We start from the raw sequence: 21,003 nt of genomic DNA, 5'->3' as shown, positions 1-21,003 counted from the left end.
GAAGTCGCCAGCGTCACTCGATGTCTTCGAGGCGTTCTTCGAGCAACTCGTCGAATTCGTCGAGTTCGTCTCCGGACAACTCGGTAAAGGGCGTCGAGGACGGCCCCGGCTCGTCGAGCCACTTGGCGTTGGCTTCGTCGGTGAGGTCAACGACAGGGGCGTCCTCGGGAACGTCCGCTGGCGGGAGTAGACATCCCGGCCACTCTCGGTCGTTGCGAGAGGGCTCCTCGTCACCGAGGTCGGAGTGAGTCATTATGTATCTCTTTGTGACCTGCCCATAAAAATACTTCTACACCCAGTACGCGTCGGGGTCGACCGCGCTCGCGTACGAGACCATCTTTTCGACTCGTTCGCTCGCAGCCCCGTCGAACGCCCCCGAATGCTCGGCGGTCGTCCACCACGACCGCAAGCGTCGAGACCCCGCCTCGGTCGCGACGCGCGTCTCTCTTTCGACCATGTGTTTGAGAGCGTTCGCCACGTCTCGATGGTCAACCAGTTCCATCTGCGAAGGCGACCCTATTCGATCCGTCGTCTCGGTCAACGGGACTTCGAACTGGCTCTCAGTCCCCGTGTGGAGAACGCTGGAAGCGGGGAGTGTTCTCGTTCCGCCGAGGAGGTGGAGTTCCGCTTCGCTCGGGACGTTGCCCGGACGGAGAAAATCGACCGCAGTTGCGATCTCGCCGAGCGTCGCGTCCCACCGGAGAACCACGCCGTCCGAATAATCCGCACCGATTTGCTTGACCGTGCTGTGGTTAGATACCACCGTCGTTTTGAAGAAGAACTCGTCACGTTCGGGGTCGTCGAGTGCTTGAGCGAAGAGTTCGGCGACTGCACCCTTTCGGACGGCGCGGTGAACTCGAACCGTCGTCTTGTCCTGTTGCTCGAAGAACTCCCGACTCAGCTCGTGGTACTTCCCGTATAGGGTCTTCATCGGAGTTGAGGGTGTTTCACTCCGGTCTCGTTGCTCCGGGAGTGTCCTAATTTTGACCGGGTGAGCGAGCGTTTCGCGTACTAACCGTTCGTAGTCTTGGGTCTCCTTTCGCGGTTTGCTCGTTTGCTTCCAGCATTCGAGCAGGTCCAGTAGCCGTTGTACTTCTTCGATTCCGTGTTTGTCCACGAGTCGGGAGTGGAGTTCGAGTCTGTCGGGAAGACTGAGGCGACTGTACGAGTGTTTACTTCGAATCTCACCCGAGTTCCCCGGAGCGTACGGCGCCGGGGAGATTCGGAGTGGTGCTAGCGAGATATCGTCGGACATCCGTTGAACGTTCTTGTCACGCCTAGAGGTATAAGATTTACCGATATTCCACTAGGGCGTCAATTCGTCCACGGAGGAGTCCGCAGGTCGTGCATCGAGTCGATGCGGTACTCCGGCACGTGGTCGCCGTCCTCCTCGACTCGCGCGAGCCACACCGCCGCCAGCCCGGCAGCCTGCGCGCCCGCCACGTCCGACCGCAGGGAGTTGCCGATGTGGACCGCCTCGCTCGCCTCGATGTCGAGCGCCGAGAGCGTCCGGTGGAACGGCTCGGGGTCGGGCTTGACCACGCCCGTCGAACCCGCGTACGTCCGCGCGGCGAAGCGGTCGGCGATGCCGAGCGCGTCGAGTTTCGCCCGCTGGGTCTCCCGGTCGCCGTTGGTCACGAGCGCGAGGTCGTGGCTCGCCGCGAGCGCGTCCAGCGCCGACTCCGCGCCGGGCAGGAACTCGACGGCGGTCGGGTCCGGGTCCTCGTAGGCGCGGGCGACCGCGAGCGCGTCCGCAGGATCGCGGCCCTGTTCGTCGGCGATGCCGGTGAAGCACTCCTCGCGGAGTTCGACCGTGGAGTCGGCCGTCACTCGCGCCAGCCACCGCCGGAAGTCCGGCACGTCGAAGAACGGTTCGACGCCCGCCGCGTCGAACGCGTCGGCGAGTCGGTCGGCGGTCGAGCGGGGATGCTCGCAGATGGTCTCGTCCAAGTCCAGAAAGACGGTGGAGGTGTCCGGGGAACTCATTGCGAGCGATACGCGCCGCACGGACAAAACGCCTCCGTAGCGGCGAGTCGTCGCTCCGAGCGCGGACCGGCAGGGGGTCTATTTACGTCTGGAGGTCGTACGTTTGCCTCCGATGGCGAACTTCAACTCCAACTCGATGAACACGCTCAGCATCGTCTCGACGCTGGTGGACGCCGCGATGGCGTTCGCCCGCGGTCGCAAGAAGAGCGGCCTCCTGCTCGTCGGGGCCGCGGCGCTCTCGTCGCGCGTGCCCGGTCTCGGGACCGCCGTGTCGCTGTTCCTGCGACTGGTCCGACGGTTCCGGTAACACCGCGAGCGCGCAGACCGCTCTTCAGGACACCAGCCGCTGGTGTTCGACCTTGATGCACTTGTCCTGTACGACGCGCAGTCCGGCCTCCTCGGCCCGCGCGGCGGCCTCGCTGTCGGCGACGTTCAGTTGCGTCCAGACGACCGCCACGTCGTCGCGGGCCAGCGCCTCGTCCACGATGCCCGCCACCTCGTCGCTGGGCCGGAACACGTCCACGATTTCGACGTTCTCCTCGACCTCGGCGAGCGAGTCGTAGGCCGTCCGCCCGAATATCTCGTCGGCGGTCGGGTTGACCGGAATCACCTCGTAACCGTTTTCCAGTAGGTACTTCGGAATCTCGTGGGCGTCCTTACCGGGCGTCGAGGAGCACCCGACCACTGCGACGCGGGTCATCCCGAGGATTTCGCGCAGTTCGGCGTCGCTCTCTACGGGCATACCTGACGTGACGCCGCCTGCGTGCAAAAGGGTTGAGGTAGGGGAACGTCGAGACCCACCGGACCGCGGGCTTCAGAACTCCGGCACCGGCCGCCAGTCGGTGTTCTCGCCGACGCCCTTCACCCGGAGTTCCGACCGGTTGTCCTCGCCCTCGCGGACCTCGATTTGGCCGTCGAACAACTGCTGGAGCGTACTCATCGTCTGCTGGTCGTGGGCCGTCGAGTCGATGACGAAGATGCCCAGCGCGTCGGCACTCTGGACTCGGCCCGTGAACACGTGGAGGAACCGGAACACGGTCTGGAGGTTCGAGTACATCAACAGCGTCGAGAGCGAGTGGAGGAGGATGCGGTTGCGCTGGACGTTGCGGTCCTTGTAGAAGCCCTGCAAGAACTCCGAGAGCTGAATCCCGATACCGGTCATGTCCTTGGGTGAGGAGGCGTAGGCGATGTCTTCGCTCTGGGCGGGGTTCATGCCTTGTTGCTTGGAGACACAGTCCACGATACCGATTGGTGCGTTTTCGTCGCGGCCGAGTCTCTCACGGAGGTCCTCACGCACGTCCTCGCCGCCGTCTTTCGTCGTGACGACGATGGTTCCGTCCCCGCGACGGTTGCCGTGCGCGAGAATCTCCAGAGCGAGAGTTCGTTTGCCCGTCATCGGCGGCCCGGCCACCAGGAGGTTCGTCCCCGGTTCGACCTCGACCCCCGGACAGACCTCTCCCAATCCGTACATGGCAGTTTCTCGGGTAGAGTCGCGACCGGGACGGGGCCGCGGCCAGTCCCGTCCCCGGCGTCGTCTGGCAGTAAAATATTCTCTCCCGCTTATATTCTTTTTGATTACTGTCTCTCCCGTGTAACCACGCCCCCGGAGAGACCACAGTTACAACCGTTCGATGCGGTCGAGCGACTGCTGGCGGATGTACTCGATGGCGATTCGCGTGAGGTGGTCGCCGTCGTCGGCGCAGTCGTCGGCCCGGTCGAGGTAGGCGTTCGTAATCTTCCGGACGCGCTCTCTGCCCGCCGCCCGACTGTCGGCGAGGTTCAACTCGGCAGTGACTGGCGTGAGTTGGCTCCCCTTGTCTTCGGGGTAGTCGTCGGTGTCGTCCAGTCCGACCTGCGCGCCGACGACCATCAACACGATGGCGCGCTTGAACCCCTCGCCCAGCGACATCCCGAGGTCGGCCTCGTACATGTTGAGCATGTCCTCGTAGAGGACGCCGACGCGGGCGTACTGGGTCGCGAAGTACGGCAGGTCGGTCGCCGCCTCGAAGAGGTCCGCACCGTCGCTCTCGGCGAACTTGTACTCGTCGCGGATGGCCTCGGCGGCGGCCGCGCGCTCGTCGGAGTTCGGGGGCGAATCGTTGAACCGGTCGAGCAACTCGCGGAACGCCTCGTCTTCGTCTTGGTGGCGCTCGGAGAGGGCGACCGCCCGCTCGTAGGCCGCCCGGACCTCCTCGGGGGTCTCGTCGCGGGCGAACCACTCCTCGACGCCCGATTGCAGGCTCGATTGGGCCAACTCGGCGACGCGCTCGCGCGGCCGGAGGTTCGTCTCGAAGTCCTCGTACTCGTCGTCGTTGATGGCGTCGCGCATGTCCCCGTCCAACAGCGCACGCACCACGTTTCGAGTCGTCTCGCGCCCGCGAGCGACGAGTTCGTGGTCCACGTCCCGGCCGAGGCGGGCCAGCGGCACGTCGCCCGCCTCGACGTGAATCCGACCGAGCGTCAACATCGCGGGCAACACGAGCCGCGTGTCGTAGTCGAACCGGGCTTGCTCGTCGGCCGCGCCGCGAGTGGGCTCTAGCTCGCCCTCCTCGCGCGCCCGCTGGAGGTCGCGCTCGACGCTCAGAAACAGGCGTTCGGTCATCGACGCTATCTCGGAGTCGACCTCGTTCCGGAGCAACACCATCGTCGCGACCCGCGGGTCCCGCGACTCCGCGAGGTGGCCAACGAGCGCCCGCGCAGTCGCCGGGATTCGGGACCGAACGCTACCCATGTGGACGAGAGTCGCCCGCCGCGGTATTTCAGGGTTGTGTTATCCCGGTCGGCGGGAAACGCCGAGGAGTCTCCGCCCCGCTCGCGGAAGCGAGCTATTTATCACGTTCTCGCCGGGTCGTAGCCTGTATGACGAGTCTCGACGGCACCGCGCGACTGCTCGGCCGCCTCGGCCGCGGGGCCTCGCTGGCCGCCCGGACCGCCCTGCCGGTCGATACCAACCCGGTCCCCGGCGACTGGACCCACGTCACCAAGGTAGACCCCGAGGACGACAAGAAACTGCCACTCCTCTATCCCCTCTATCTCCGCCACACCAGCGCGGTGTCGGTCGGCGGGTCGGCCGACGTGACCGCGACCAACACCGAGGAGACCTTCGAGTTGCTCGCGCCCTCCTCGGTCCCGGTGTTCCACGAACCGAGCGGCCCGCGCCACGTCACGCCTCGGACCCGCGAGCAGGCCGACATGCTGGCCATCCCCGAGGTACTGAACGGCGACTCGGAGTCGCTGGTCGGCCAGTTGGGCGAGGGTGCCGAGTACATGCGCGACGAGATGGTCCCCGAGATGCTGGACGAGAAACTGCCGTGGTGCCCCGGATTCGTCGCGGACGCGCTTGCGGACTTCGCCACGTCGTGGCTCCTCGCGGACGCGGTGTTCGAGGCCTACGTCATCCAGAACCCAGACAGCGCCGCCGCCCGCGAGGCCAACGTGGGCGAGGCGGACCTGCTGGCTCCTCGGGAGGCCAAACAGCGTTCGATGGCGGCCGAGCGCCACCTCGAAAGCGAACTCGTCTACCTCGAATACTCGGGGACGTACGGCGGGGACGAAGCCGTCCGGACCCTCGACGCCATCGCGGACGGACTGACGTGGTCGCGGCTCTGGTACGGCGGCGGCATCGACTCGCGGGAGCGCGCCGAGGAGATGCTCGCCGCGGGCGCGGACACCGTGGTCGTCGGCGACGCCTTCCACCGCGTCGCCGACGAGGAGCGGGAACTCTGCGAGCGTGCGGCCGACGCCCTCGACCCGGACGCGTCCACCGTGGCGGTCCGCGAGTGGGTCGGCGAGAACGTCGCCGTCGCGGACTCGAACGCGGCGGCCTACCTCGCGACGATTCCCGGCGCGCCCGACCCCGAACGACTCGCTCGCCGATATCTGACCGCGACGGTCCGGACATGGATTCGACTGCGCGCCGACGCGGAGGCGAGCGACGGCGAGCGCGGGGACCGGTTCGCTGGCGACGACCTCCGGCGCGCGCTCGGTCCCGGCCTATTCGATGGCCTCGCCGAGTCCGACGCCGCGCTGGTCCGGCGCAACCTCGCCGCGCTCGCGAGAGACGGCGAACGCCTCGATTCCGACTGTGCCGAACGCCGCGCGGACGGGTCCCGGCCGAGCGCCGACGAGGCGGTCACGACCCACCTCGCGCTGACACTGCCGCCGTAGCATCACTCAACACCCGTTTCACAGCACTCTAGAGCGCCCCGTAAAATACTATTTCAGCCACTCTATTGGCTGTTCTCGGCGCGACAAATGAAAACTGTCTTAACGCAGTTCGTAGAAACAGGTGGTCGTAGCAGCATGAGTCTCGCCGAGAAACTTGCACGCGTGGTCTGCCAGACCGATTCCGACGAGAGCTACGAGTGCAAGAACTGCGGCGCGACGTTCTCGCTCGACCGTCAGACCTGCCCCGACTGCGACGGTTGCGTCATCGACCGCATCGACTGGGACGGCGTCGTCACCGACTGAGTTCGGTACGCCAGCCCACGGCCGGTCGAAACCACTGTGTTTAAAACAAGCGAGGCATTACGATTGGATGAGGGCGCTTAGCTCAGTCTGGACAGAGTACTTGGCTTCGGACCAAGCTGCCACGGGTTCAAATCCTGTAGCGCCCACTCGTTTTCCGAACGGTCCGAATTAACGGGAAGTAGACACTCGGAGACCTCTACCCGGTCAGGAACTACGCCGTCGGTCGCCCGCTTCCGGTCGCTTCAGTCGCAGGCCGTCGGTTCGTCTACCGGTTCGATTGACACCGTGGTCGCTCCGTCACGGGTCTTTCTGATGGTGACGGTCATCTCGAAGAGTCGGATTTCGGTTCTCAGGGGGCCATCGGTGTTCTCCACGAAGGTCTCTAACGCTTCGGCGTCGGTCTCGTCGTAGAGGCAGAACTCGGAGTTGCCGAGGTCGTAGTCGCTCTGGTCCGCGATCTCCTCGGCTAAGATGCGGGTCAGTGACCGGGACGAATTGCTGTTTCTCTCCGTACTCATGGTAGAATCAACCGATGAAACCATATAGAGAATGAGGGAAGTAATACGATTCCCCTAGCATACTGGGCCACGATCCGGACGCGCACCGGGTTCACCTCCGTCGCTTCCGACAGCCGAGCCTCACTCACTGTGCGCGCAGTTCCGATTCCAAGAACGTCTCCATCAGGTCGATGTTCTGCTTGGCCGTGTCGCTGATTCCCTCCGCGTCCAGCAACGACGCCCGGCCGAAGCGTCGCTCGAACCGGGTGACCCACCGGACGCTCTCGCGGAACAGTTCGGACTGGAATTTGCGCACTTGCGGCGAGAAGGAGTCTCGCTTGCCCGCGAAGTAGGCGGCGAACTCCTCGGTCGAGCGTTCGAGGAGACCGTCCGGAACCGAGACGCCGTGGTGGGTCGCGGCGTCGACGTACCACTCGGTCTGTAGGATGGCGGCCCCGAGGAGGAACTGTCGCTCGGCGTCGTCGATGAAGTTCGAAACCGGTCGCCCGGCGACGGTCACGTCCGCGGGCCGACTGAACGGCGGGTGCGAGACCGACCCGACGCGGCGGGCGTACGGTTCGGCCACGTCGCGGAGCGCGCGAATCAGCGGAAAGAACCGGAACTTGAACGCCAGTTGAGTCGGGAGCGGTCGCCACTCGGCGTAGGCGGTGTACCACGCCGCGTCGTCCAGCAGGACCGACGCGATGGACCGGGCTGTCGCGGGTTCGACCTCCCGAGTCTCCGACGCGAGGGCGTCGGCACCGCGTTCGACCGTCGATTCGATGCCGTCGTGGTCGAAGCCCATACCGTCGGTCACGCCGACGACGTACTCCGCGGCGTAGGTGTAGTACTCGGCTATCGACTCGGGCGGCGGGTCGAGGAGAAACGGGAGGAGGTCGGACATGCGACTGTATCACCAATCCATCACGAACGATTTATTATAACTCTGCCGGTACGGCATAGATTTACACTCGATTCTAGAGTAACGAGTGCGGATTCGAGGAGAACGACGAAGTTCGAGAGAGATGAGTCCCGCTCAGAAGAACCGCCTGACCGACGCGGGAGCGAGGACCCGGAGGAGAACGTCCGGGGCCACCAGCGCCGTCGGCGACCGCTCCAAGCGGATGACGCGGCCGAACCGCTCGGCCACCTTCGGGTCGTCGTGGGCGGTCCGGACCAACCGCGAGACGTAGCGATTGAGTAGCCCGGCTCCGGCGGGTTCGGGGCCCTCGGTCTGCGGGAAGTCGAAGTCCGCTCCGGCGGCGATTTTCCACGCGGAATCGACCACGGCGTCGGCCTTCTCGAAGAATCGCGGTGCGAGGTCGGCCCGTCCGCCCTCCGCGAGCGCGTGGTGCAGTTGCACCGCTTCGAGGGCGGCCACCGACATCCCCTGCCCGTAGATGGGGTTGAAGCTCGCTATCGCGTCGCCCAACACGACGAGACCGTCGGGAAACGCGCCCACCTCGTCGTAGCGACGCCGGACGCTCGCGGGGAACGGATACTGGTGGACCTCGTCGGAGACCCACTCGTGGTCGGCCAGCAGGGCGGCCAGTTCCGGCGTCGGGAGTCCTTCGGCGAACGTTTCGACGCCCCCGGGGTCGGCGGGCGGGTGGTCGCCGTGGAGTCCGAACAGCGTCACTATCCAGCGGTCGTCCTCGACCGGAACCGCGGTTCCGCCGCGGGTGACGGGCGGCGACGGCGAGACGAGCAACGCCCGGCGGTCGTCCGGCGGACGCTCGACGGCGACCGTGCTGTAAGCCAAATCGACGGTCACCTCCTCGGCCGCGGGCGACTCGTACCCGTTGGCCGCGAGCCAGTCGGGCGTCCGGGAGGTCCGACCGGTGGCGTCCACCACGAGGTCGGCGTCGAGCGCGGTCGTCTCCCCGCCCTCGTCCGCGACCGTCGCGCCGGTGACCCGCCGGGCCTCCTCGTCGTGGCGATAGCCGGTGAACGTGCAGTTGGGCCGGAGCGTGACGTTCGGTCGCTCGGCGACCCGGCGACGGACGACCCGCTCGAACAGCGGCCGACTCGCACAGTACAGCGGAAACCGCGACCGCCCGTCGGCGAGGAAGTCGCCTTCCTGATGCTGGCGCACGTCCCTCGCGCCGTCCACGACGAGACCGCCCGCCGAGAGCAACTCCTCGCTGAACCCCGGAAAGAGGTCTTCGAGCGTGGCGCGTCCGGCCTCCAGCATGACGTGGACGTGTTCGGCCTGCCGGACTCCTCGGCGCGCGACCGACTCGTCGGGAAGCGGGTCCTTGTCCAGAATCGTGACCTCCCGTGCGTAGTCGGCGAGGACGCGCCCGGCGAGGAGTCCGGCCATGCTCGCCCCGACGACGACGACCTCGTCGTCAGTCCGAGCGAGCCGACCATCGTCGTATCGCGCTACGGTTGACAGACTCACGTCCCTACAGCTCCGGTTGCTCGACGTGACGCTCCCAGAACTCGTCTCGCATGTACTTGTCGTCGGTCGCCTCCCGGCCCATCAGCTTGGCGACGCGGCCGACCGTCGCCCACATGAGCCGCTGGACCGCGAACGGTGCCGCGGTGATTCGCGTCCCGTCGCTGATGTACTCCGACAGCAGGAGTCCCTGTATCGCGTCGGGGTCGCCGAACGACCCGTCGCTCCCGAACTTCCCCTCGTGGTCCATCCCGAAGGTGGTCATCTGGGTCTCGATGGTCTTGGTCCACGGCACCTCGGCGTAGAACGCGACGTGTTCGTCCGTGTCGTTCCGGAAGTAGTGCTTTTGGCCGGGTTCGACGGTTATCTCCTCGCCGCGGCCGAGTCGGTGGGGTTCGTCGTCCACGACGAAGGTCACTTCCCCGGTCAGCGCGCGGAAGTACTCCGAGTCGTGACGGTGGACGTGTGGCGGCAGTTCGGTCGCGTCGGGGCCGAGCCACACGACCATCGCGGGCTCCGACGAGCCGTCGCGCTCGGGGAGTTGCGTTATCGCGGACCACGTGTCGGCGGCCGGGCCGGACGCGAGCGGGTACGGCGAGTCCGCCAGCATCTCGGCCGCGGGTCCGTCCGGGTCGAGTTCGAGCGCCGGACCGTCGCGGAAGTCGCCGTTCTCGTCCAACGGGCGACCGGTCGTAATTGTTCCCATGACGAACGTCTATGAGAGAAAGGGTATAACACCTGTGGATTGATTTCGGGCGTCGGCTCGCCGATAGTTGGACGAGCGTCGCCGTCTCAGGTCTACCGGGAGTCGAACTCGGCCTTCTCGATGACGCCGAGGAGGGCGAACGGCGCAGCGGCGAGCGCGAGCGCCCGAACCGACTGGGTTTGGAGCAGGAAGAACACCGCGGACACCGAGACGGCGTAGAAGAACCCGTCGGTGTGAGCGATTTCCAGTTCCTTCGCCGTGTCGCTGTCGAAGGTCTTCTTCAGCAGGTAGACCAAGAACAGCAGGAACACGAGCAACAGGAGGTACTTCGTCGCGATGAGACCGCTCAAGGCGGCACCGACGATGAGCGGGAACGGAGTCAGGAGCAACGCGGCGGCGAAGACCACGGCGTCGCGTCGCGTGTCGAATATCGTCGCCGGGGTCCGGAGGCCCGCCTCCTTGTCGCCGTGGTAGTCGGGGAGGTTCTTGACCGCGCCGTAGGTGAAGAACCAGAAAGTCATTATCGCCACGATGGGCGGGAGCGAGACGGTCGGTGAGGTCAGCAGGTATCCGGCCACGAGCGGGAAGCCGAACGCGCCGGAGAACGCCACGAGACTCGCGAGCGGTCGCGCCTTGAGTCGCAGGGGCGGCATCGAGTAGAAGATGCAGTCGAGCGCGGCGACAGTCATGACGACGCCGAACACGATATCGACCCAGAAAGCGACGAAGACGACGGCCATGAAACTGCCGAGCGCGACGTTCCGCAGTCGGGTCGGGCCGACGTAATCGACCATCGACACCCTGCCGGGGAGGTTGGCTTCGTCCTCGTCCCTGTCGGTGTAGGCGTTGAGTTGGTTCGTCGCGGCGGTCGTGACCGAGAACAGCGCGAGGGCGACGACCGTGACGAACAGCGAGGGCGTCTGACTCCCCATCGCGAGTCCCGCCAGACACGCGAAGTACGAGAAGAACCACGTCCGCGGTCGGCCGAGAACGACTATCTTTTTGACGACGCCCAAAGGGGTGCGGGAAACTTTATTATTCTGTTTTCCCGCCATTAATTCACTCACGAACAGAGTATTGATATAGGGTTAATTAATAGTTTTGATATACATAACGTCTGTCAGGCTCGCCCTCCCGTCGAGCGACGACCGACTTGCCGCGTCGAACGTCGGGGCTCCTCGTCTCTCGGCCGCCGTCCGCGGAAAAGAGAGTCGCTTCCGATTCGATTACGGTTCTCCTCGTGAAGTTCGGTAGATACCAAAATTACTTAAATCTAGAAATAAATTTACAGTAATATAACAGTCGTCCGGTATGAATCCCCGACGGTGACTCGACGGCGGTCGGTCCGGGGACGTACTCGCGACGGTTCTCACGTACGAGGAGACAACCCATGGCCGAAACCACAGCGAACGATGTCGAAGTAGCAACGAAACCCCCCGGACCAGACGAACTGCCGCTCGTCGGAAGTCTGAAAGAGTTCTTCGAGGACCCGCTCCAGTTTTACACCGAGACCGCCGACGAGTATGGCCCGGTCGCGTACTTCACCCTCGGCGGCAACGATTTCGTGACGGTGAGTTCCCCCGAGTACGTCAAGGACGTGTTGGTCAACAACGACGACGAGTACGTCAAGGGCCAGCAGTTCGACGACCTGATGGGACCCATCTGCGGGAACGGCGTGTTGCTCGCGGAGGGCGACTTCTGGCAGTCCCAGCGCGAGACCCTCGAACCCGCGTTCGACCCCGAGACGCTGAGTCGCCACTGTCAGGTGATGACCGACTACACTCAGCGCCGGATGGACCGCTGGACCTCCGGCGAGGAGCGAAGCGTCTACGAGGACCTGATGTACACCACCCTCGAAATCGCCGGGAAGGTGCTGTTCGACTTCGACGTGCGACCGCTGGACGGCGACATCCCCGCCGCGATGGAGACGGTCCGGGACTACGTGGCGCGGCGACTCTGGCGGCCGGTCGAAGTCCCTGAGTGGATGCCCATGCCCGGCAAGCGCGAGTACCGGGAGGCGCTCGCGCTGATAGACGAGACGGCCTACACCATCATCGACGAGGCGAAGGCCAGCGACTCGGACCAACAGACGGTCATCGACCTCCTGCTGGACAAGGACGACCCGCTCTCGCGCCAGCAGATACGCGACGAGGTGTTCACGCTCCTGCTGGCGGCCCACGAGAACACCACGCTGTCGGCGACCTACACCCTCCAGTTGCTCGCCAAGAACCCCTACGCGATGGAGAAGGTCCACGCCGAACTGGACGACGTGCTGGACGGCGACGCGCCCACGTTCGCCGACATACCGCGACTCACGTACCTCGACAAGGCGCTCACCGAGTCGCTACGGCTCTATCCGCCGGTCTACTCGATGCTCCGAGAGACCAAAGCCGACACGACGCTCGCGGGCTACGCCATCCCCGAGGGCACGACCGTCTCGTGTCAGCAGTGGGCCATCCACCGCGACTCGACGTTCTACGACGACCCGTTGAGCTACCGCCCCGAACGCTGGACCGACGAGTTCGAGGAGCGCCTGCCGGGGTTCGCCTACTTCCCGTTCGGCGGCGGCCCGCGCCGCTGTATCGCCTCGCGGTTCGCGAAGTTCGAGGTGAAGGCGATTCTGGCCACGATGCTCCGGAACTGGGAGTTGGAGACGACGCTGGAGAAAATCGAGTTCAAGCCCTCCATCTCGTTGCGACCCGACACGGACGTTACGATGGTGCCGACGCCGAGATAGCCGGTCTCCTCGGTCCGGTGAGCGCGGGGTCGTAACTCTCCGCGCGAGGCGACGACGGACCTACTGTTTGAGTTTGTCGGCGAACTTCTCGCGGACCTTCTGAACCTTCGGTTCGGCCTGAATCGAGCAGTACTGGTCGTTGGGGTTCTTCTCGTAGTAGTCTTGGTGGTACTCCTCGGCTTCGTAGAAGGTATCGAGGGGTTCGACCTCGGTCACGATGTCGTCCTCGTCGTAGGCCCCTTCGGCCTCCAACTCGTCGATGAACCGCTCGGCGACCTCGCGCTGGTCGTCGTCGTGGTAGAATATGGCCGACCGATACTGGGTGCCCACGTCGGGTCCTTGCCGGTTGAGTTGCGTCGGGTCGTGGACCGTGAAGAAGACCTTCAGCACGTCCTCGTAGCTCAGCACCTCGGGGTCGAACTCGACCCGCACGACCTCGGCGTGGCCGGTGTCGCCCGAACAGACCTCCTCGTAGGTCGGGTCTGCGACGTGTCCGCCAGCGTAGCCCGACGTGACCGCGGTCACGCCGTCGAGTTCCTTGAACGCCGCTTCGGTACACCAGAAACACCCGCCGCCGAGGGTCGCACTGTTCGTCGTCATTACTCGTCCGTAGGTGGTCGAGACGGTTAGGTTTGCGGGAACCGGCTAGGACTCGACGTTTCTGTGATGAATGGAGTGGCCGACTGAAATACCGCAGAGAAGTCGTAGAAAGCCCCCGCCCGCTCGCGGTCGCTGAGCAGGATATTCTCGCGCCTCACTGACGTTCGGCGCATCGAATAGTAGCCTGCTCAGACGACCAAGATGAACGCGAGCGGGCGGCCCCTTTCAGTCCACCCAAACGGTTCGGTTGGCCGATTGAGCGTCCGTCGGTAGAGTATTGGGCCGAGCGCGAGCCTCGAACCCCCTAACTTCCTCACTCCCTCGTTTTACTCGGTCGTTCGTCCCTCGCGCGGATGGGCGCGGCGCGTTCCCGCCGCGCACCGTTCGCGCAGACGCTCGCACGCGCCGGAAAAATTAGAATCGGATGGCGCACCCGACAGACCTCGATTCACTGCACGGATTCAGAGAACGTCCAGCACCACGACCGAGAGGTAGAGCTGTCCGAGGCCCGCCAGAATCATCACGACCGCGGCCGCCCGCTCCAGCGACCCGGCGTAGTGGCCAAGGTCCCGCCACGTCTCGACGCCCGCGCTGGCCAGCAGGGTGACGCCGACGAGCGGGGCCGCGACCCCGGCGGCGTAGACGCCGACGACGGCGACTCCTCGGGCGGGCGAGAACGCGAGGGCTTGGGTGACGACGCCGAGGAGTAACGGTGCGACACACCCCGCGGCTGCGACGGCGTACACTCCGCCGAAGACGCCGAAGCCGACGACCGACTGGGGGCGCTCGGGGAGCGCGACCCGGAGGTCGGGCGCGCGGCCGGTCAGCGCCAGCGCGCCGAACGCGACCAACCCGACGCCGACTAGCGGTTCGAAAAACGGCAGGACGGACGTGAGCGTCTGCCCGAGCGCGAACGCGAGGAGGGCGACGGCTCCGAGCGCGACCAGCGCGCCCCCGGCGGCCGCCAGCGCGGAGGCGACCCCCGACGAGTCGTCGCCGCGCTCGACGTAGTAGCCGACGTAGCCCGGCAGGAGCGGGAACGCGCAGGGCGCGAAGAACGTCGTGACGCCCGTGCTGGCCGCGAACGCGAGCGCCCCGGCGAACTCGGTGGCCGTCATACCTGAATCACCGGGCCGGTCACGCCTCTCGGAGCGCGCGGTCGATTTCGGTTCGGAGGGTCTCCTCGTCGGTGAGACCGCCCTCCTGCCAGCGGACCTCCCCCGAGGCGTCGAAGATTGCGAGGTGGGGAATGGACCCCGCGCCGAGCGCGGTCATCAGGTCGCTGGCCGGGTCGAGACCGAGCGTCCACGCGCCGTCGTGGTCGCGCCACCACTCGCGGAGGTCCCCCTTCGTTAGCGACCCGCCGAGGCGTTCGTTCGTGACCGAGAGCATCGCCACCTCGTCGCCGTAGCTCTCGCGGACCGCGGTGAGCGCGTCCATCTGCTTCTCGCATGGCGCACACCACGTGGCGAACAGGTCGAGGACGGTGACGGCGTTCTCGGGCGGGACACGGACTCCTCCGGCGGACGACCCCGGCGCGTCCAGCGTCTCGACGCGCATCGGGAGCGCGTCGTCGCTCTCGCCCACGTCGCTTTGGAGGACCCACGCGCTCGTCCCGGTCAGGCCGAGACCGCCGAGTGCGACGAGGGCGCGGCGTCGGTTCATGCTCTGACTTCTTCGAGGTCCGAGATAATCGTGTCGGCATTCGGTGACTTCGAGCGATAGGCGCGTTCGACGTAGCCGTCGGCGTTCACGAGGAACGTGAGCGCGCTGTGGGCGAACATGTACCTGTCCATGTCGTCCGGTTCCGTGCGGTCGAAGCGCACGCCGAACTCCTCTTGGACGACCGACTTCGCGCGGTCTTTCGACTCGGGGCGCAGGAAGTGCCAGTTTCCGGCGTCGGTATCGACGTTCATCTTGTCGGCGTAGGCTCGGAACCGCTCGGCGTCGTCGCGCGCCGGGTCGAACGTCGTCGGGAAGAAGGCAACGTCGTCGGCGTACTCCTCGTTCAGCGAGTGAGTCTGGACGTTCCGCATCGCCGAGACGAGGACCGGACAGACGGTCTGGCAGTGGCTGTAGAAGAAGGTCAGCAGGCTCGGTTTCCCGACGCTCCGGAGGTCTACGGTCCGGTCGTCCAGCGGTGCCGGGAGGGAGACGGCCGGGACTTTCTGGCCCCATGCCGGGTACGGCAGGTCCTCGCTCGTGATGTCGGCGTCCCGGTCGGGTTTGCCCAACGTCACGTTCGGGTTCGCGTCGGAGTCGAGCATCCCCGTACATCCCGCGGCCCCCGCGATTCCCACCGCTGTCGCAGTCCGTAGGTAGTCGCGCCGATTCATGGTCGGCCCTTACCGTCGGCGGGCTAAAGGTAATCTGGTACGCCTCTCGAAAGATTGCGGTGCCGGTGGTCGGACGCCAGCAGAACGCTCAGCAGATGGGCTTCGGGTCCAGTCCCATCCCCTGTAACGTCTCGGCGTAGTCGTCGTAGGCGATTTGGACGGTCTCCGCGGCGACTTCGCGGGCGCGCTCCCAGTCGTCGTCGCGCTGACAGTGGGCCGCCAGCAGGTCGGTACCGGTCTCGACGCCCGCCTGCGTGTCCGAGCGCAGGTCCCGAAAGAGGTCGGCCCGGCGCTCGTCGGCCTCGTTGACGAAGAAGTTCACGACCTGCAACTGGGTGCGGTCGCTGGCGAGCGACCGGCCGACCAGTCCCGCCGCGCGCTCGACGGTGGCGTCGAGACCCCGCAGGTACTCGTGCATCGGGTCCACCGCGTCGGCGGGGGTGAACTCGCCGTCGAGTTGCGCCACCACGCGGTCGTAGTGGTCGCGCTCGTCGTCGGCCAGCGCGGCGAACTCCTCGGCGGCGTCGGTCGCGTCGGCGTCGGCGGCTTCGCTCGCTTCCGCGGCGGACTCGGCCCACGCCGTGAACGTCTCGCTGGCGGTGTGTTCGCTCTGGGCGGCGGCCCGGAGGACCTGTTCGACGCCGAGGTCGGCGTCCGTGAGCGCGACGAGCGCCTGCTGGGAGCCGAGGCGGTCGAGTTCGGTTGCTTTGGCGTCTCGAACCGCGTCCGGGAATGCGTCGGCGTCCATGCCTCCGTGTTCGGCGTCGGCGCGCTTGAAGGTTCGTGGGGACTCGGTCGGGGCCGAGATTCGAGCGTCTTCGTATTTCTTTGAGCAATGTGTAGATGGTTTTGGGGCTATTTTCATTTTTGTGTCGCCGAGGAGATACTGCGGTCGCTGGCGAGCGGTGGCGTTGGGGAGGTGACTCTCCGGGTTGTGAAGACGCAAGTGCCGACATCGCCGAGACTGCGACGGCAGACCGCACTGGAGCCGACAACGAGGAGTCCGCCGCATGGCACCGGGCCGTGGACCGCACCGCGGCCGCGAACCGCACTATCGGCGCGAACGGGGAGTTTCCCGCCCCGCCCGCACGGCACCTCGTCCTCCCCAACCTCCTTGCTCGCGTCGCTCGCTCGTCCCTCGCGCGAGCCACTCACTCGCTTCGCTCGTCGTTCCCGCGCGCCGGGTGGTCTTCGGAGGCAACGCCACGCATCGTTTTTTCTCCGCAGGTCGTAGCATCTCCCATGACCGAAGAGAACCGTTCGACCGACGACGAGCAATCCACCGACGCCACCGACCAATCTGCCGAGGACGTGGATGCCCCGTCGCTGTCGCCCGACGAGTTACACGACCGAATCCGGCGCGGCGAGGCGGTCCACCTCCTCGACGTGCGCAACCGCGACGAGGTCGAGGCGTGGCGCATCACCGGCGAGAACGTCGAGGCGACCCAAGTCACGTACGCCGAGTTCGCGGCGGCGAAGGCCCGCGGCGAGGTCGGCGAGTTCGTCGCGGACCTCGACCTCCGCGAGCCGGTCGTGGCGGTCTGTCCCCGCGGGGAGGTCAGCGCGACGGTCGCCGAACTCCTCCGCGAGGAGGGCGTCGACGCGCGAAACCTCGACTCCGGCATGGAGGGCTGGGCGCGGGTGTACGTGGCGCGCGAACTCCCTTCCGAGGAGACCGACGCGACCGTCCTCCAGTACGACCGGCCCGCAAGCGGCTGTCTGGCCTATCTGGTCGTCTCCGGCCACGAGGCCGCGGTCATCGACCCTCTGCGTGCGTTCGCCGACCGGTACGTCGCCGACGCCGAGGAGTTCGGTGCCGAACTCCGCTACGCCATCGACACGCACGTCCACGCCGACCACGTGTCGGGCGTCCGCCGACTCGCCGACGAGGAGGGCGCGCAAGCAGTCCTGCCCGCGGGCGCACGGGAGCGCGGCCTCGCGGACGCCCTCGACGCGAGGCTCGTCGAAGACGGCGACGAGATTCGCGTCGGCGACGCGACCCTGACCGCGCTCCACGCGCCGGGGCACACGACCGAGTTGACCGCGCTCCGACTTGGTGGCGACTCTCCAAGCGATAGTATTCTCTTCTCGGGCGACGCGCTCTTCACCGACAGCTTCGGCCGCCCGGACCTCGAACGCGGCGACGAGGGCGCGCGCGACCTCGCCGGGACGCTGTACGACACGCTGACCGAAGACCTCCTCGCGCTCCCCGATGAGACGCTGGTCGCGCCCGGCCACCGGACGCCCGATGCCGTGCCGAACCCCGGCGAGAACGACACCTTCGCCGCGCGACTCGACGCGGTGGCCGACCGACTCCGAATTCCCGACGAGAAAGGGGTGTTCGTGGACCGGGTTCTGGAGTCGCTCCCTCCTCGGCCTGCCAACTACGGCGAGATCATCCCGGCGAATCTCGGCCGCGAATCGCTGGACGACGAGACGGCCTTCGAGGTGGAACTCGAGCCGAACAACTGCGCGGTCGCGGCGATGGATTGAGACGTTCGAGTTGGAACGTCGAAAGTCCCGTCGGAACGACTGGCGAGAGTGGGCGACGACGATTTCGAAAGCCCCCGCCCGGTCGCGGTCGCTCTGCGGGATATCCCCGACTCGTCTTCGCTTCGCTCGACTCGTCGTGGATAGTGGCCCACAGAGGCGACCACGGGTCTCCGACCCGCGACCGGGCGGCCCCTTTCAGTCCACCCAAACGAGCGGTCTGCGTGGCCGAGCGTGCTAGTGGGTTTGATAACAGGGCGTTCGCCCGTGGCTTGAGTCTCGGAGCGTTCGTCGGTGAGTCGCGCCGCCGAGCGCACTCCGAGGAGACCCGTCGCTCGCCGGAAGCGCAAACCATTCCACGCCGAACTCCCATCTCTCGGTATGGAAATCGACCCCGACGAGGAGTCCTCGCTGTACCGGACCCTCGCGGGCGCGGTCGTGCCCCGGCCAATCGCGTGGGTCAGCACGACCGGCCCCGAGGGAGTGGACAACCTCGCGCCCTACAGTTTCTTCAACGTGGTCGCGGTGGACCCGCCGGTCGTGATGTTCGCGCCGGTGGACGACGACGGCGCGCCCGGCGGCCTGAAAGACACGCCCCGAAACATCCGCGAGACCGGCGAGTTCGTCGTCAACGTCGTCACCGAGTCGGTCGCCGAAGCGATGAACGAGACCAGCGCGACCCTGCCCGCGGGCGAGAGCGAGTTCGACCACGCCGACGTGACCCGCGCCGACTCGCACCTCGTCGCGCCGCCGCGCGTCGCCGAATCCCCGGTCGCCTTCGAGTGTTCGCGCTACGACATGGTTGACGTGGGCGACTCCACGATGGTCCTCGGCGAGGTCGAGTGGGTCCATCTGGACGACGACGTGACGACCGACGCGAAGTTGGACGTGGAGAAGTTGGACGCCGTGGGCCGACTCTCGGGCAGTCTCTACGCGACGACCGACGAGCGATTCTCGATGGAACGTCCGCCCTGAAGCGCCTCCGCCGGTCCGCCGGTCTGTCGGTCCTCCGGTCTGTCGGTCCGTCTGTCCGCTGGTTCGCCGGTCTGCCGGTCCGTCTGTCCGCCGGTCCGCTCCGAGAGTCGTGAAACCACGGCTCACACCCCGACAAAGGTTTTACCGGCGGGACCGGTTGCTCGGAGTGAACGACTGCGAAGCGACCCCTTGCCTCTCAAACATGGACGAACGCATCGAACGCACCGACGAACCCGTAACGCCCGATAGAATCGCCAGCGACCTCGCCGACCTCGGCGTCGAGGCGGGCGACACCCTGCTGGTCCACTCGTCGCTCTCCTCGCTCGGCTGGGTCACGGGCGGCGAACCCGCGGTCGTGGACGCGCTGATGGAGGCGGTCACGCCCGGAGGGACGCTCGTGATGCCGACCCACTCGACCCAGTACAGCGACCCGGAGGGCTGGCAGAACCCGGCAGTCCCCGACGACTGGGAGGAGACCATTCGAACCGAGCGCCCGCCCTACCGCCCCGACGTGACGCCGACGTGGAACGTTGGCGCGATTCCGGAGTGTTTTCGGTCCTACCCCGAGGTCCACCGGAGTCGCCACCCGACCTACTCCTTCGCGGCGTGGGGTGCCGACGCCGAGGAGGTCGTCGCCGACCACGCCTACCGGAACGGACTGGGCGAGAAGTCGCCGCTCGCGGAAGTCTACGACCGCGACGGGGCGATTCTGATGCTCGGGACCCAATTCGACACCAACACCTCGTTCCACCTCGCGGAGCATCGCGCGGACCGCGACCAAGAAATCTCGACCCACGAGACGACCGTCGTCGGCGACGACGGCGAGCCGGAGCGAATCACGCTCGAACACCTCTCGTACGACGCCGACGACTTCGCGGAGGCAGGGTCGGACTTCGAGGAGGCCCACCCCGAAGCGGTGACGGAAGGCGCGGTCGGCCCCGCGGACGCGAAACTCGTCTCTCAGCGGGCCGCGGTGGACTACGCCGCCGACTGGTTCGAGAAGAATCGGGCGTAGCCGGGGGCAGTTGGGGGACTTGGACGTTCTCGTATCGTCACACGTATGGAATTTCGGTACTATTTTACCAACGTACTGTTTGAGACATGAAATATGAAGCGTTGGATTCTTCGAGGCGACTAATCGGTGTCTTAAGTATTGACAGTCCCGAAAATATAAGTGAGACAAAACTTGATGAAGAACCAGCACGAAGGCTTACTATGAAATACGCCGGTGCCGTTGGTGACGTAGTAAGCTGAGGTGACCAATCTATGCCCAAACTCGAATCCGGCTCCGACGACGCTGACGGATGCACAACTGTCGAATACAGCGAGCAAGAGAAGCGTGAACTGTACACGGTCACCGAAGAAGACATCTCCGAGATGACCGACTCCCAGAGCTTCCGTGACCTTCTCTCTACGATTATCGGAAAATAGCCCGTCTCCTACTTCTTTGACTCGTACGGACCGATAATCAGTCGTCGTCGGCCGCGGCAGGTTCGCTCTCCAGCGCCTCCGCGTCGGCCTCGATGCTCGGCGGGTACTTCCCGCGGTCCAACTTCAGGTCGCTGTCGGGGCGCGCCATGCACGTCAGCGCGTAGTCCTCGGCCTCCTCGTCGGTGAGGCCGCGGGCCGCGGGCTGGGTCACGTCGCCCTCCAGAATTTCCGCCGAGCAGGCCAGACACATCCCCACGCGACAGGAGTACTCTTGGGCGATACCCTCCTCGATGCACTTGCTGAGGATGGTCTCTTTGTCCGAGACTTCGATACTCTCGCCCGTGCCGACGAACTCGACGGTGTACTCGGTCATA

General features: G+C 66.0%; 25 protein-coding genes and 1 tRNA gene. 9 read left to right on the top strand and 17 right to left on the bottom strand.

What is annotated here, in order from left to right:
• Window positions 1-13 precede the first annotated feature (13 nt).
• From EPL00_RS03795 to EPL00_RS03785, 3 genes are all read right to left on the bottom strand, one after another.
• Window positions 14-253 (bottom strand): hypothetical protein, encoded by a 240-nt coding sequence (locus tag EPL00_RS03795; RefSeq protein ID WP_135851752.1) that lies wholly within the window; start codon window positions 251-253, stop codon window positions 14-16.
• Between the two features lie 36 nt (window positions 254-289).
• Window positions 290-931, bottom strand: a complete 642-nt coding sequence (locus EPL00_RS03790; protein ID WP_135851753.1) for a hypothetical protein — start codon at window positions 929-931, stop codon at window positions 290-292.
• Window positions 932-1,314: 383 nt separating this feature from the next.
• Window positions 1,315-1,986, bottom strand: a complete 672-nt coding sequence (locus tag EPL00_RS03785) for an HAD family hydrolase (protein WP_135851754.1) — start codon at window positions 1,984-1,986, stop codon at window positions 1,315-1,317.
• Between the two features lie 112 nt (window positions 1,987-2,098).
• Here EPL00_RS03785 and EPL00_RS03780 point away from each other — a divergent pair, with 112 nt between their 5' ends.
• Window positions 2,099-2,293: a hypothetical protein gene (locus EPL00_RS03780; protein WP_135851755.1), complete on the top strand. Its 195-nt coding sequence runs from the start codon at window positions 2,099-2,101 to the stop codon at window positions 2,291-2,293.
• Window positions 2,294-2,317: 24 nt separating this feature from the next.
• Here the strand turns inward: EPL00_RS03780 and EPL00_RS03775 are convergent, their stop codons facing one another.
• The 3 genes from EPL00_RS03775 to EPL00_RS03765 form a co-directional block, all read right to left on the bottom strand.
• Window positions 2,318-2,728, bottom strand: coding sequence for a CoA-binding protein (locus EPL00_RS03775; RefSeq protein ID WP_135851756.1), 411 nt, complete (start codon window positions 2,726-2,728; stop codon window positions 2,318-2,320).
• A 72-nt stretch (window positions 2,729-2,800) separates the two neighbouring features.
• The gene (locus tag EPL00_RS03770; protein WP_135851757.1) at window positions 2,801-3,457 is read right to left on the bottom strand and encodes an RAD55 family ATPase; all 657 of its coding nucleotides are present in this window, start codon (window positions 3,455-3,457) and stop codon (window positions 2,801-2,803) included.
• A gap of 147 nt (window positions 3,458-3,604) precedes the next feature.
• The gene (locus tag EPL00_RS03765) at window positions 3,605-4,717 is read right to left on the bottom strand and encodes a hypothetical protein (RefSeq protein ID WP_135851758.1); all 1,113 of its coding nucleotides are present in this window, start codon (window positions 4,715-4,717) and stop codon (window positions 3,605-3,607) included.
• Between the two features lie 128 nt (window positions 4,718-4,845).
• Here EPL00_RS03765 and EPL00_RS03760 point away from each other — a divergent pair, with 128 nt between their 5' ends.
• The 3 genes from EPL00_RS03760 (at window position 4,846) to EPL00_RS03750 (ending at window position 6,602) form a co-directional block, all read left to right on the top strand.
• The gene (locus tag EPL00_RS03760; RefSeq protein ID WP_135851759.1) at window positions 4,846-6,153 is read left to right on the top strand and encodes a geranylgeranylglyceryl/heptaprenylglyceryl phosphate synthase; all 1,308 of its coding nucleotides are present in this window, start codon (window positions 4,846-4,848) and stop codon (window positions 6,151-6,153) included.
• A gap of 135 nt (window positions 6,154-6,288) precedes the next feature.
• Window positions 6,289-6,456, top strand: coding sequence for a hypothetical protein (locus tag EPL00_RS03755; protein ID WP_162224140.1), 168 nt, complete (start codon window positions 6,289-6,291; stop codon window positions 6,454-6,456).
• A gap of 71 nt (window positions 6,457-6,527) precedes the next feature.
• Window positions 6,528-6,602 (top strand) — tRNA-Arg (locus EPL00_RS03750).
• A gap of 96 nt (window positions 6,603-6,698) precedes the next feature.
• Here the strand turns inward: EPL00_RS03750 and EPL00_RS03745 are convergent.
• The 5 genes from EPL00_RS03745 to EPL00_RS03725 form a co-directional block, all read right to left on the bottom strand.
• Complete coding sequence (locus EPL00_RS03745) at window positions 6,699-6,974, bottom strand: hypothetical protein (protein WP_135851760.1); 276 nt, start codon at window positions 6,972-6,974, stop codon at window positions 6,699-6,701.
• Between the two features lie 124 nt (window positions 6,975-7,098).
• Window positions 7,099-7,857 carry a hypothetical protein gene (locus tag EPL00_RS03740; RefSeq protein ID WP_135851761.1) on the bottom strand — a complete coding sequence of 253 codons (759 nt, stop codon included), beginning with the start codon at window positions 7,855-7,857 and terminating at the stop codon, window positions 7,099-7,101.
• 132 nt (window positions 7,858-7,989) lie between these two features.
• Window positions 7,990-9,357, bottom strand: a complete 1,368-nt coding sequence (locus tag EPL00_RS03735; protein WP_135851762.1) for an FAD-dependent oxidoreductase — start codon at window positions 9,355-9,357, stop codon at window positions 7,990-7,992.
• Window positions 9,358-9,361: 4 nt separating this feature from the next.
• Complete coding sequence (locus tag EPL00_RS03730) at window positions 9,362-10,060, bottom strand: cupin domain-containing protein (RefSeq protein ID WP_135851763.1); 699 nt, start codon at window positions 10,058-10,060, stop codon at window positions 9,362-9,364.
• A gap of 92 nt (window positions 10,061-10,152) precedes the next feature.
• Entirely contained in the window at window positions 10,153-11,115 is a 963-nt protein-coding gene (locus EPL00_RS03725; protein ID WP_135851764.1) for a UbiA family prenyltransferase, read from the bottom strand.
• Between the two features lie 335 nt (window positions 11,116-11,450).
• Here EPL00_RS03725 and EPL00_RS03720 point away from each other — a divergent pair, with 335 nt between their 5' ends.
• Complete coding sequence (locus EPL00_RS03720; RefSeq protein WP_135851765.1) at window positions 11,451-12,797, top strand: cytochrome P450; 1,347 nt, start codon at window positions 11,451-11,453, stop codon at window positions 12,795-12,797.
• Window positions 12,798-12,857: 60 nt separating this feature from the next.
• Here EPL00_RS03720 and msrA read toward each other — a convergent pair whose 3' ends face one another.
• From msrA to EPL00_RS03695, 5 genes are all read right to left on the bottom strand, one after another.
• On the bottom strand, window positions 12,858-13,397 hold the full coding sequence (gene msrA / locus EPL00_RS03715; protein ID WP_135851766.1) for a peptide-methionine (S)-S-oxide reductase MsrA: 540 nt from the start codon (window positions 13,395-13,397) through the stop codon (window positions 12,858-12,860).
• 461 nt (window positions 13,398-13,858) lie between these two features.
• The gene (locus EPL00_RS03710; RefSeq protein ID WP_135851767.1) at window positions 13,859-14,515 is read right to left on the bottom strand and encodes a cytochrome c biogenesis protein CcdA; all 657 of its coding nucleotides are present in this window, start codon (window positions 14,513-14,515) and stop codon (window positions 13,859-13,861) included.
• A 19-nt stretch (window positions 14,516-14,534) separates the two neighbouring features.
• The gene (locus tag EPL00_RS03705) at window positions 14,535-15,062 is read right to left on the bottom strand and encodes a TlpA family protein disulfide reductase (RefSeq protein WP_135851768.1); all 528 of its coding nucleotides are present in this window, start codon (window positions 15,060-15,062) and stop codon (window positions 14,535-14,537) included.
• A complete protein-coding gene (locus EPL00_RS03700; RefSeq protein ID WP_135851769.1) occupies window positions 15,059-15,733 on the bottom strand; it encodes an SCO family protein in 675 nt (224 codons plus the stop codon). The genes EPL00_RS03705 and EPL00_RS03700 overlap by 4 nt, the downstream gene beginning before the upstream one ends.
• 88 nt (window positions 15,734-15,821) lie before the next feature.
• Complete coding sequence (locus tag EPL00_RS03695) at window positions 15,822-16,481, bottom strand: rubrerythrin family protein (RefSeq protein WP_135851770.1); 660 nt, start codon at window positions 16,479-16,481, stop codon at window positions 15,822-15,824.
• A 578-nt stretch (window positions 16,482-17,059) separates the two neighbouring features.
• Between EPL00_RS03695 and EPL00_RS03690 the strand changes: the two genes are divergently transcribed.
• From EPL00_RS03690 to EPL00_RS03675, 4 genes are all read left to right on the top strand, one after another.
• On the top strand, window positions 17,060-18,226 hold the full coding sequence (locus EPL00_RS03690; RefSeq protein WP_368407935.1) for an MBL fold metallo-hydrolase: 1,167 nt from the start codon (window positions 17,060-17,062) through the stop codon (window positions 18,224-18,226).
• Between the two features lie 378 nt (window positions 18,227-18,604).
• Window positions 18,605-19,198, top strand: a complete 594-nt coding sequence (locus tag EPL00_RS03685; RefSeq protein ID WP_135851772.1) for a flavin reductase family protein — start codon at window positions 18,605-18,607, stop codon at window positions 19,196-19,198.
• 202 nt (window positions 19,199-19,400) lie between these two features.
• Window positions 19,401-20,213, top strand: a complete 813-nt coding sequence (locus EPL00_RS03680) for an AAC(3) family N-acetyltransferase (protein ID WP_135851773.1) — start codon at window positions 19,401-19,403, stop codon at window positions 20,211-20,213.
• A gap of 251 nt (window positions 20,214-20,464) precedes the next feature.
• Complete coding sequence (locus EPL00_RS03675) at window positions 20,465-20,629, top strand: hypothetical protein (protein ID WP_162224139.1); 165 nt, start codon at window positions 20,465-20,467, stop codon at window positions 20,627-20,629.
• 37 nt (window positions 20,630-20,666) lie between these two features.
• On the opposite strand, the gene EPL00_RS03670 is transcribed toward EPL00_RS03675, so the two are convergent.
• Window positions 20,667-21,002 carry a 2Fe-2S iron-sulfur cluster-binding protein gene (locus EPL00_RS03670; protein WP_135851774.1) on the bottom strand — a complete coding sequence of 112 codons (336 nt, stop codon included), beginning with the start codon at window positions 21,000-21,002 and terminating at the stop codon, window positions 20,667-20,669.
• Window position 21,003: the final 1 nt, after the last annotated feature.

Origin of the sequence: Halorussus salinus (assembly GCF_004765815.2) — an archaeon.
Lineage (GTDB): Archaea > Halobacteriota > Halobacteria > Halobacteriales > Haladaptataceae > Halorussus > Halorussus salinus.
The sequence above is the reverse complement of the archived record's forward strand: the minus strand, read 5'-3'. Positions and strand labels throughout refer to the sequence as shown.

Bases quoted from the DNA above. Each gene is read 5' to 3' on its own strand.
- EPL00_RS03795 (WP_135851752.1), bottom strand. From the start codon at position 253: ATGACTCACTCCGACCTCGGTGACGAGGAGCCCTCTCGCAACGACCGA.
- EPL00_RS03790 (WP_135851753.1), bottom strand. From the start codon at position 931: ATGAAGACCCTATACGGGAAGTACCACGAGCTGAGTCGGGAGTTCTTC.
- EPL00_RS03785 (WP_135851754.1), bottom strand. From the start codon at position 1,986: ATGAGTTCCCCGGACACCTCCACCGTCTTTCTGGACTTGGACGAGACC.
- EPL00_RS03780 (WP_135851755.1), top strand. From the start codon at position 2,099: ATGGCGAACTTCAACTCCAACTCGATGAACACGCTCAGCATCGTCTCG.
- EPL00_RS03775 (WP_135851756.1), bottom strand. From the start codon at position 2,728: ATGCCCGTAGAGAGCGACGCCGAACTGCGCGAAATCCTCGGGATGACC.
- EPL00_RS03770 (WP_135851757.1), bottom strand. From the start codon at position 3,457: ATGTACGGATTGGGAGAGGTCTGTCCGGGGGTCGAGGTCGAACCGGGG.
- EPL00_RS03765 (WP_135851758.1), bottom strand. From the start codon at position 4,717: ATGGGTAGCGTTCGGTCCCGAATCCCGGCGACTGCGCGGGCGCTCGTT.
- EPL00_RS03760 (WP_135851759.1), top strand. From the start codon at position 4,846: ATGACGAGTCTCGACGGCACCGCGCGACTGCTCGGCCGCCTCGGCCGC.
- EPL00_RS03755 (WP_162224140.1), top strand. From the start codon at position 6,289: ATGAGTCTCGCCGAGAAACTTGCACGCGTGGTCTGCCAGACCGATTCC.
- EPL00_RS03745 (WP_135851760.1), bottom strand. From the start codon at position 6,974: ATGAGTACGGAGAGAAACAGCAATTCGTCCCGGTCACTGACCCGCATC.
- EPL00_RS03740 (WP_135851761.1), bottom strand. From the start codon at position 7,857: ATGTCCGACCTCCTCCCGTTTCTCCTCGACCCGCCGCCCGAGTCGATA.
- EPL00_RS03730 (WP_135851763.1), bottom strand. From the start codon at position 10,060: ATGGGAACAATTACGACCGGTCGCCCGTTGGACGAGAACGGCGACTTC.
- EPL00_RS03725 (WP_135851764.1), bottom strand. From the start codon at position 11,115: ATGGCGGGAAAACAGAATAATAAAGTTTCCCGCACCCCTTTGGGCGTC.
- EPL00_RS03720 (WP_135851765.1), top strand. From the start codon at position 11,451: ATGGCCGAAACCACAGCGAACGATGTCGAAGTAGCAACGAAACCCCCC.
- msrA (WP_135851766.1), bottom strand. From the start codon at position 13,397: ATGACGACGAACAGTGCGACCCTCGGCGGCGGGTGTTTCTGGTGTACC.
- EPL00_RS03710 (WP_135851767.1), bottom strand. From the start codon at position 14,515: ATGACGGCCACCGAGTTCGCCGGGGCGCTCGCGTTCGCGGCCAGCACG.
- EPL00_RS03705 (WP_135851768.1), bottom strand. From the start codon at position 15,062: ATGAACCGACGCCGCGCCCTCGTCGCACTCGGCGGTCTCGGCCTGACC.
- EPL00_RS03700 (WP_135851769.1), bottom strand. From the start codon at position 15,733: ATGAATCGGCGCGACTACCTACGGACTGCGACAGCGGTGGGAATCGCG.
- EPL00_RS03695 (WP_135851770.1), bottom strand. From the start codon at position 16,481: ATGGACGCCGACGCATTCCCGGACGCGGTTCGAGACGCCAAAGCAACC.
- EPL00_RS03685 (WP_135851772.1), top strand. From the start codon at position 18,605: ATGGAAATCGACCCCGACGAGGAGTCCTCGCTGTACCGGACCCTCGCG.
- EPL00_RS03680 (WP_135851773.1), top strand. From the start codon at position 19,401: ATGGACGAACGCATCGAACGCACCGACGAACCCGTAACGCCCGATAGA.
- EPL00_RS03675 (WP_162224139.1), top strand. From the start codon at position 20,465: ATGCCCAAACTCGAATCCGGCTCCGACGACGCTGACGGATGCACAACT.
- EPL00_RS03670 (WP_135851774.1), bottom strand. From the start codon at position 21,002: ATGACCGAGTACACCGTCGAGTTCGTCGGCACGGGCGAGAGTATCGAA.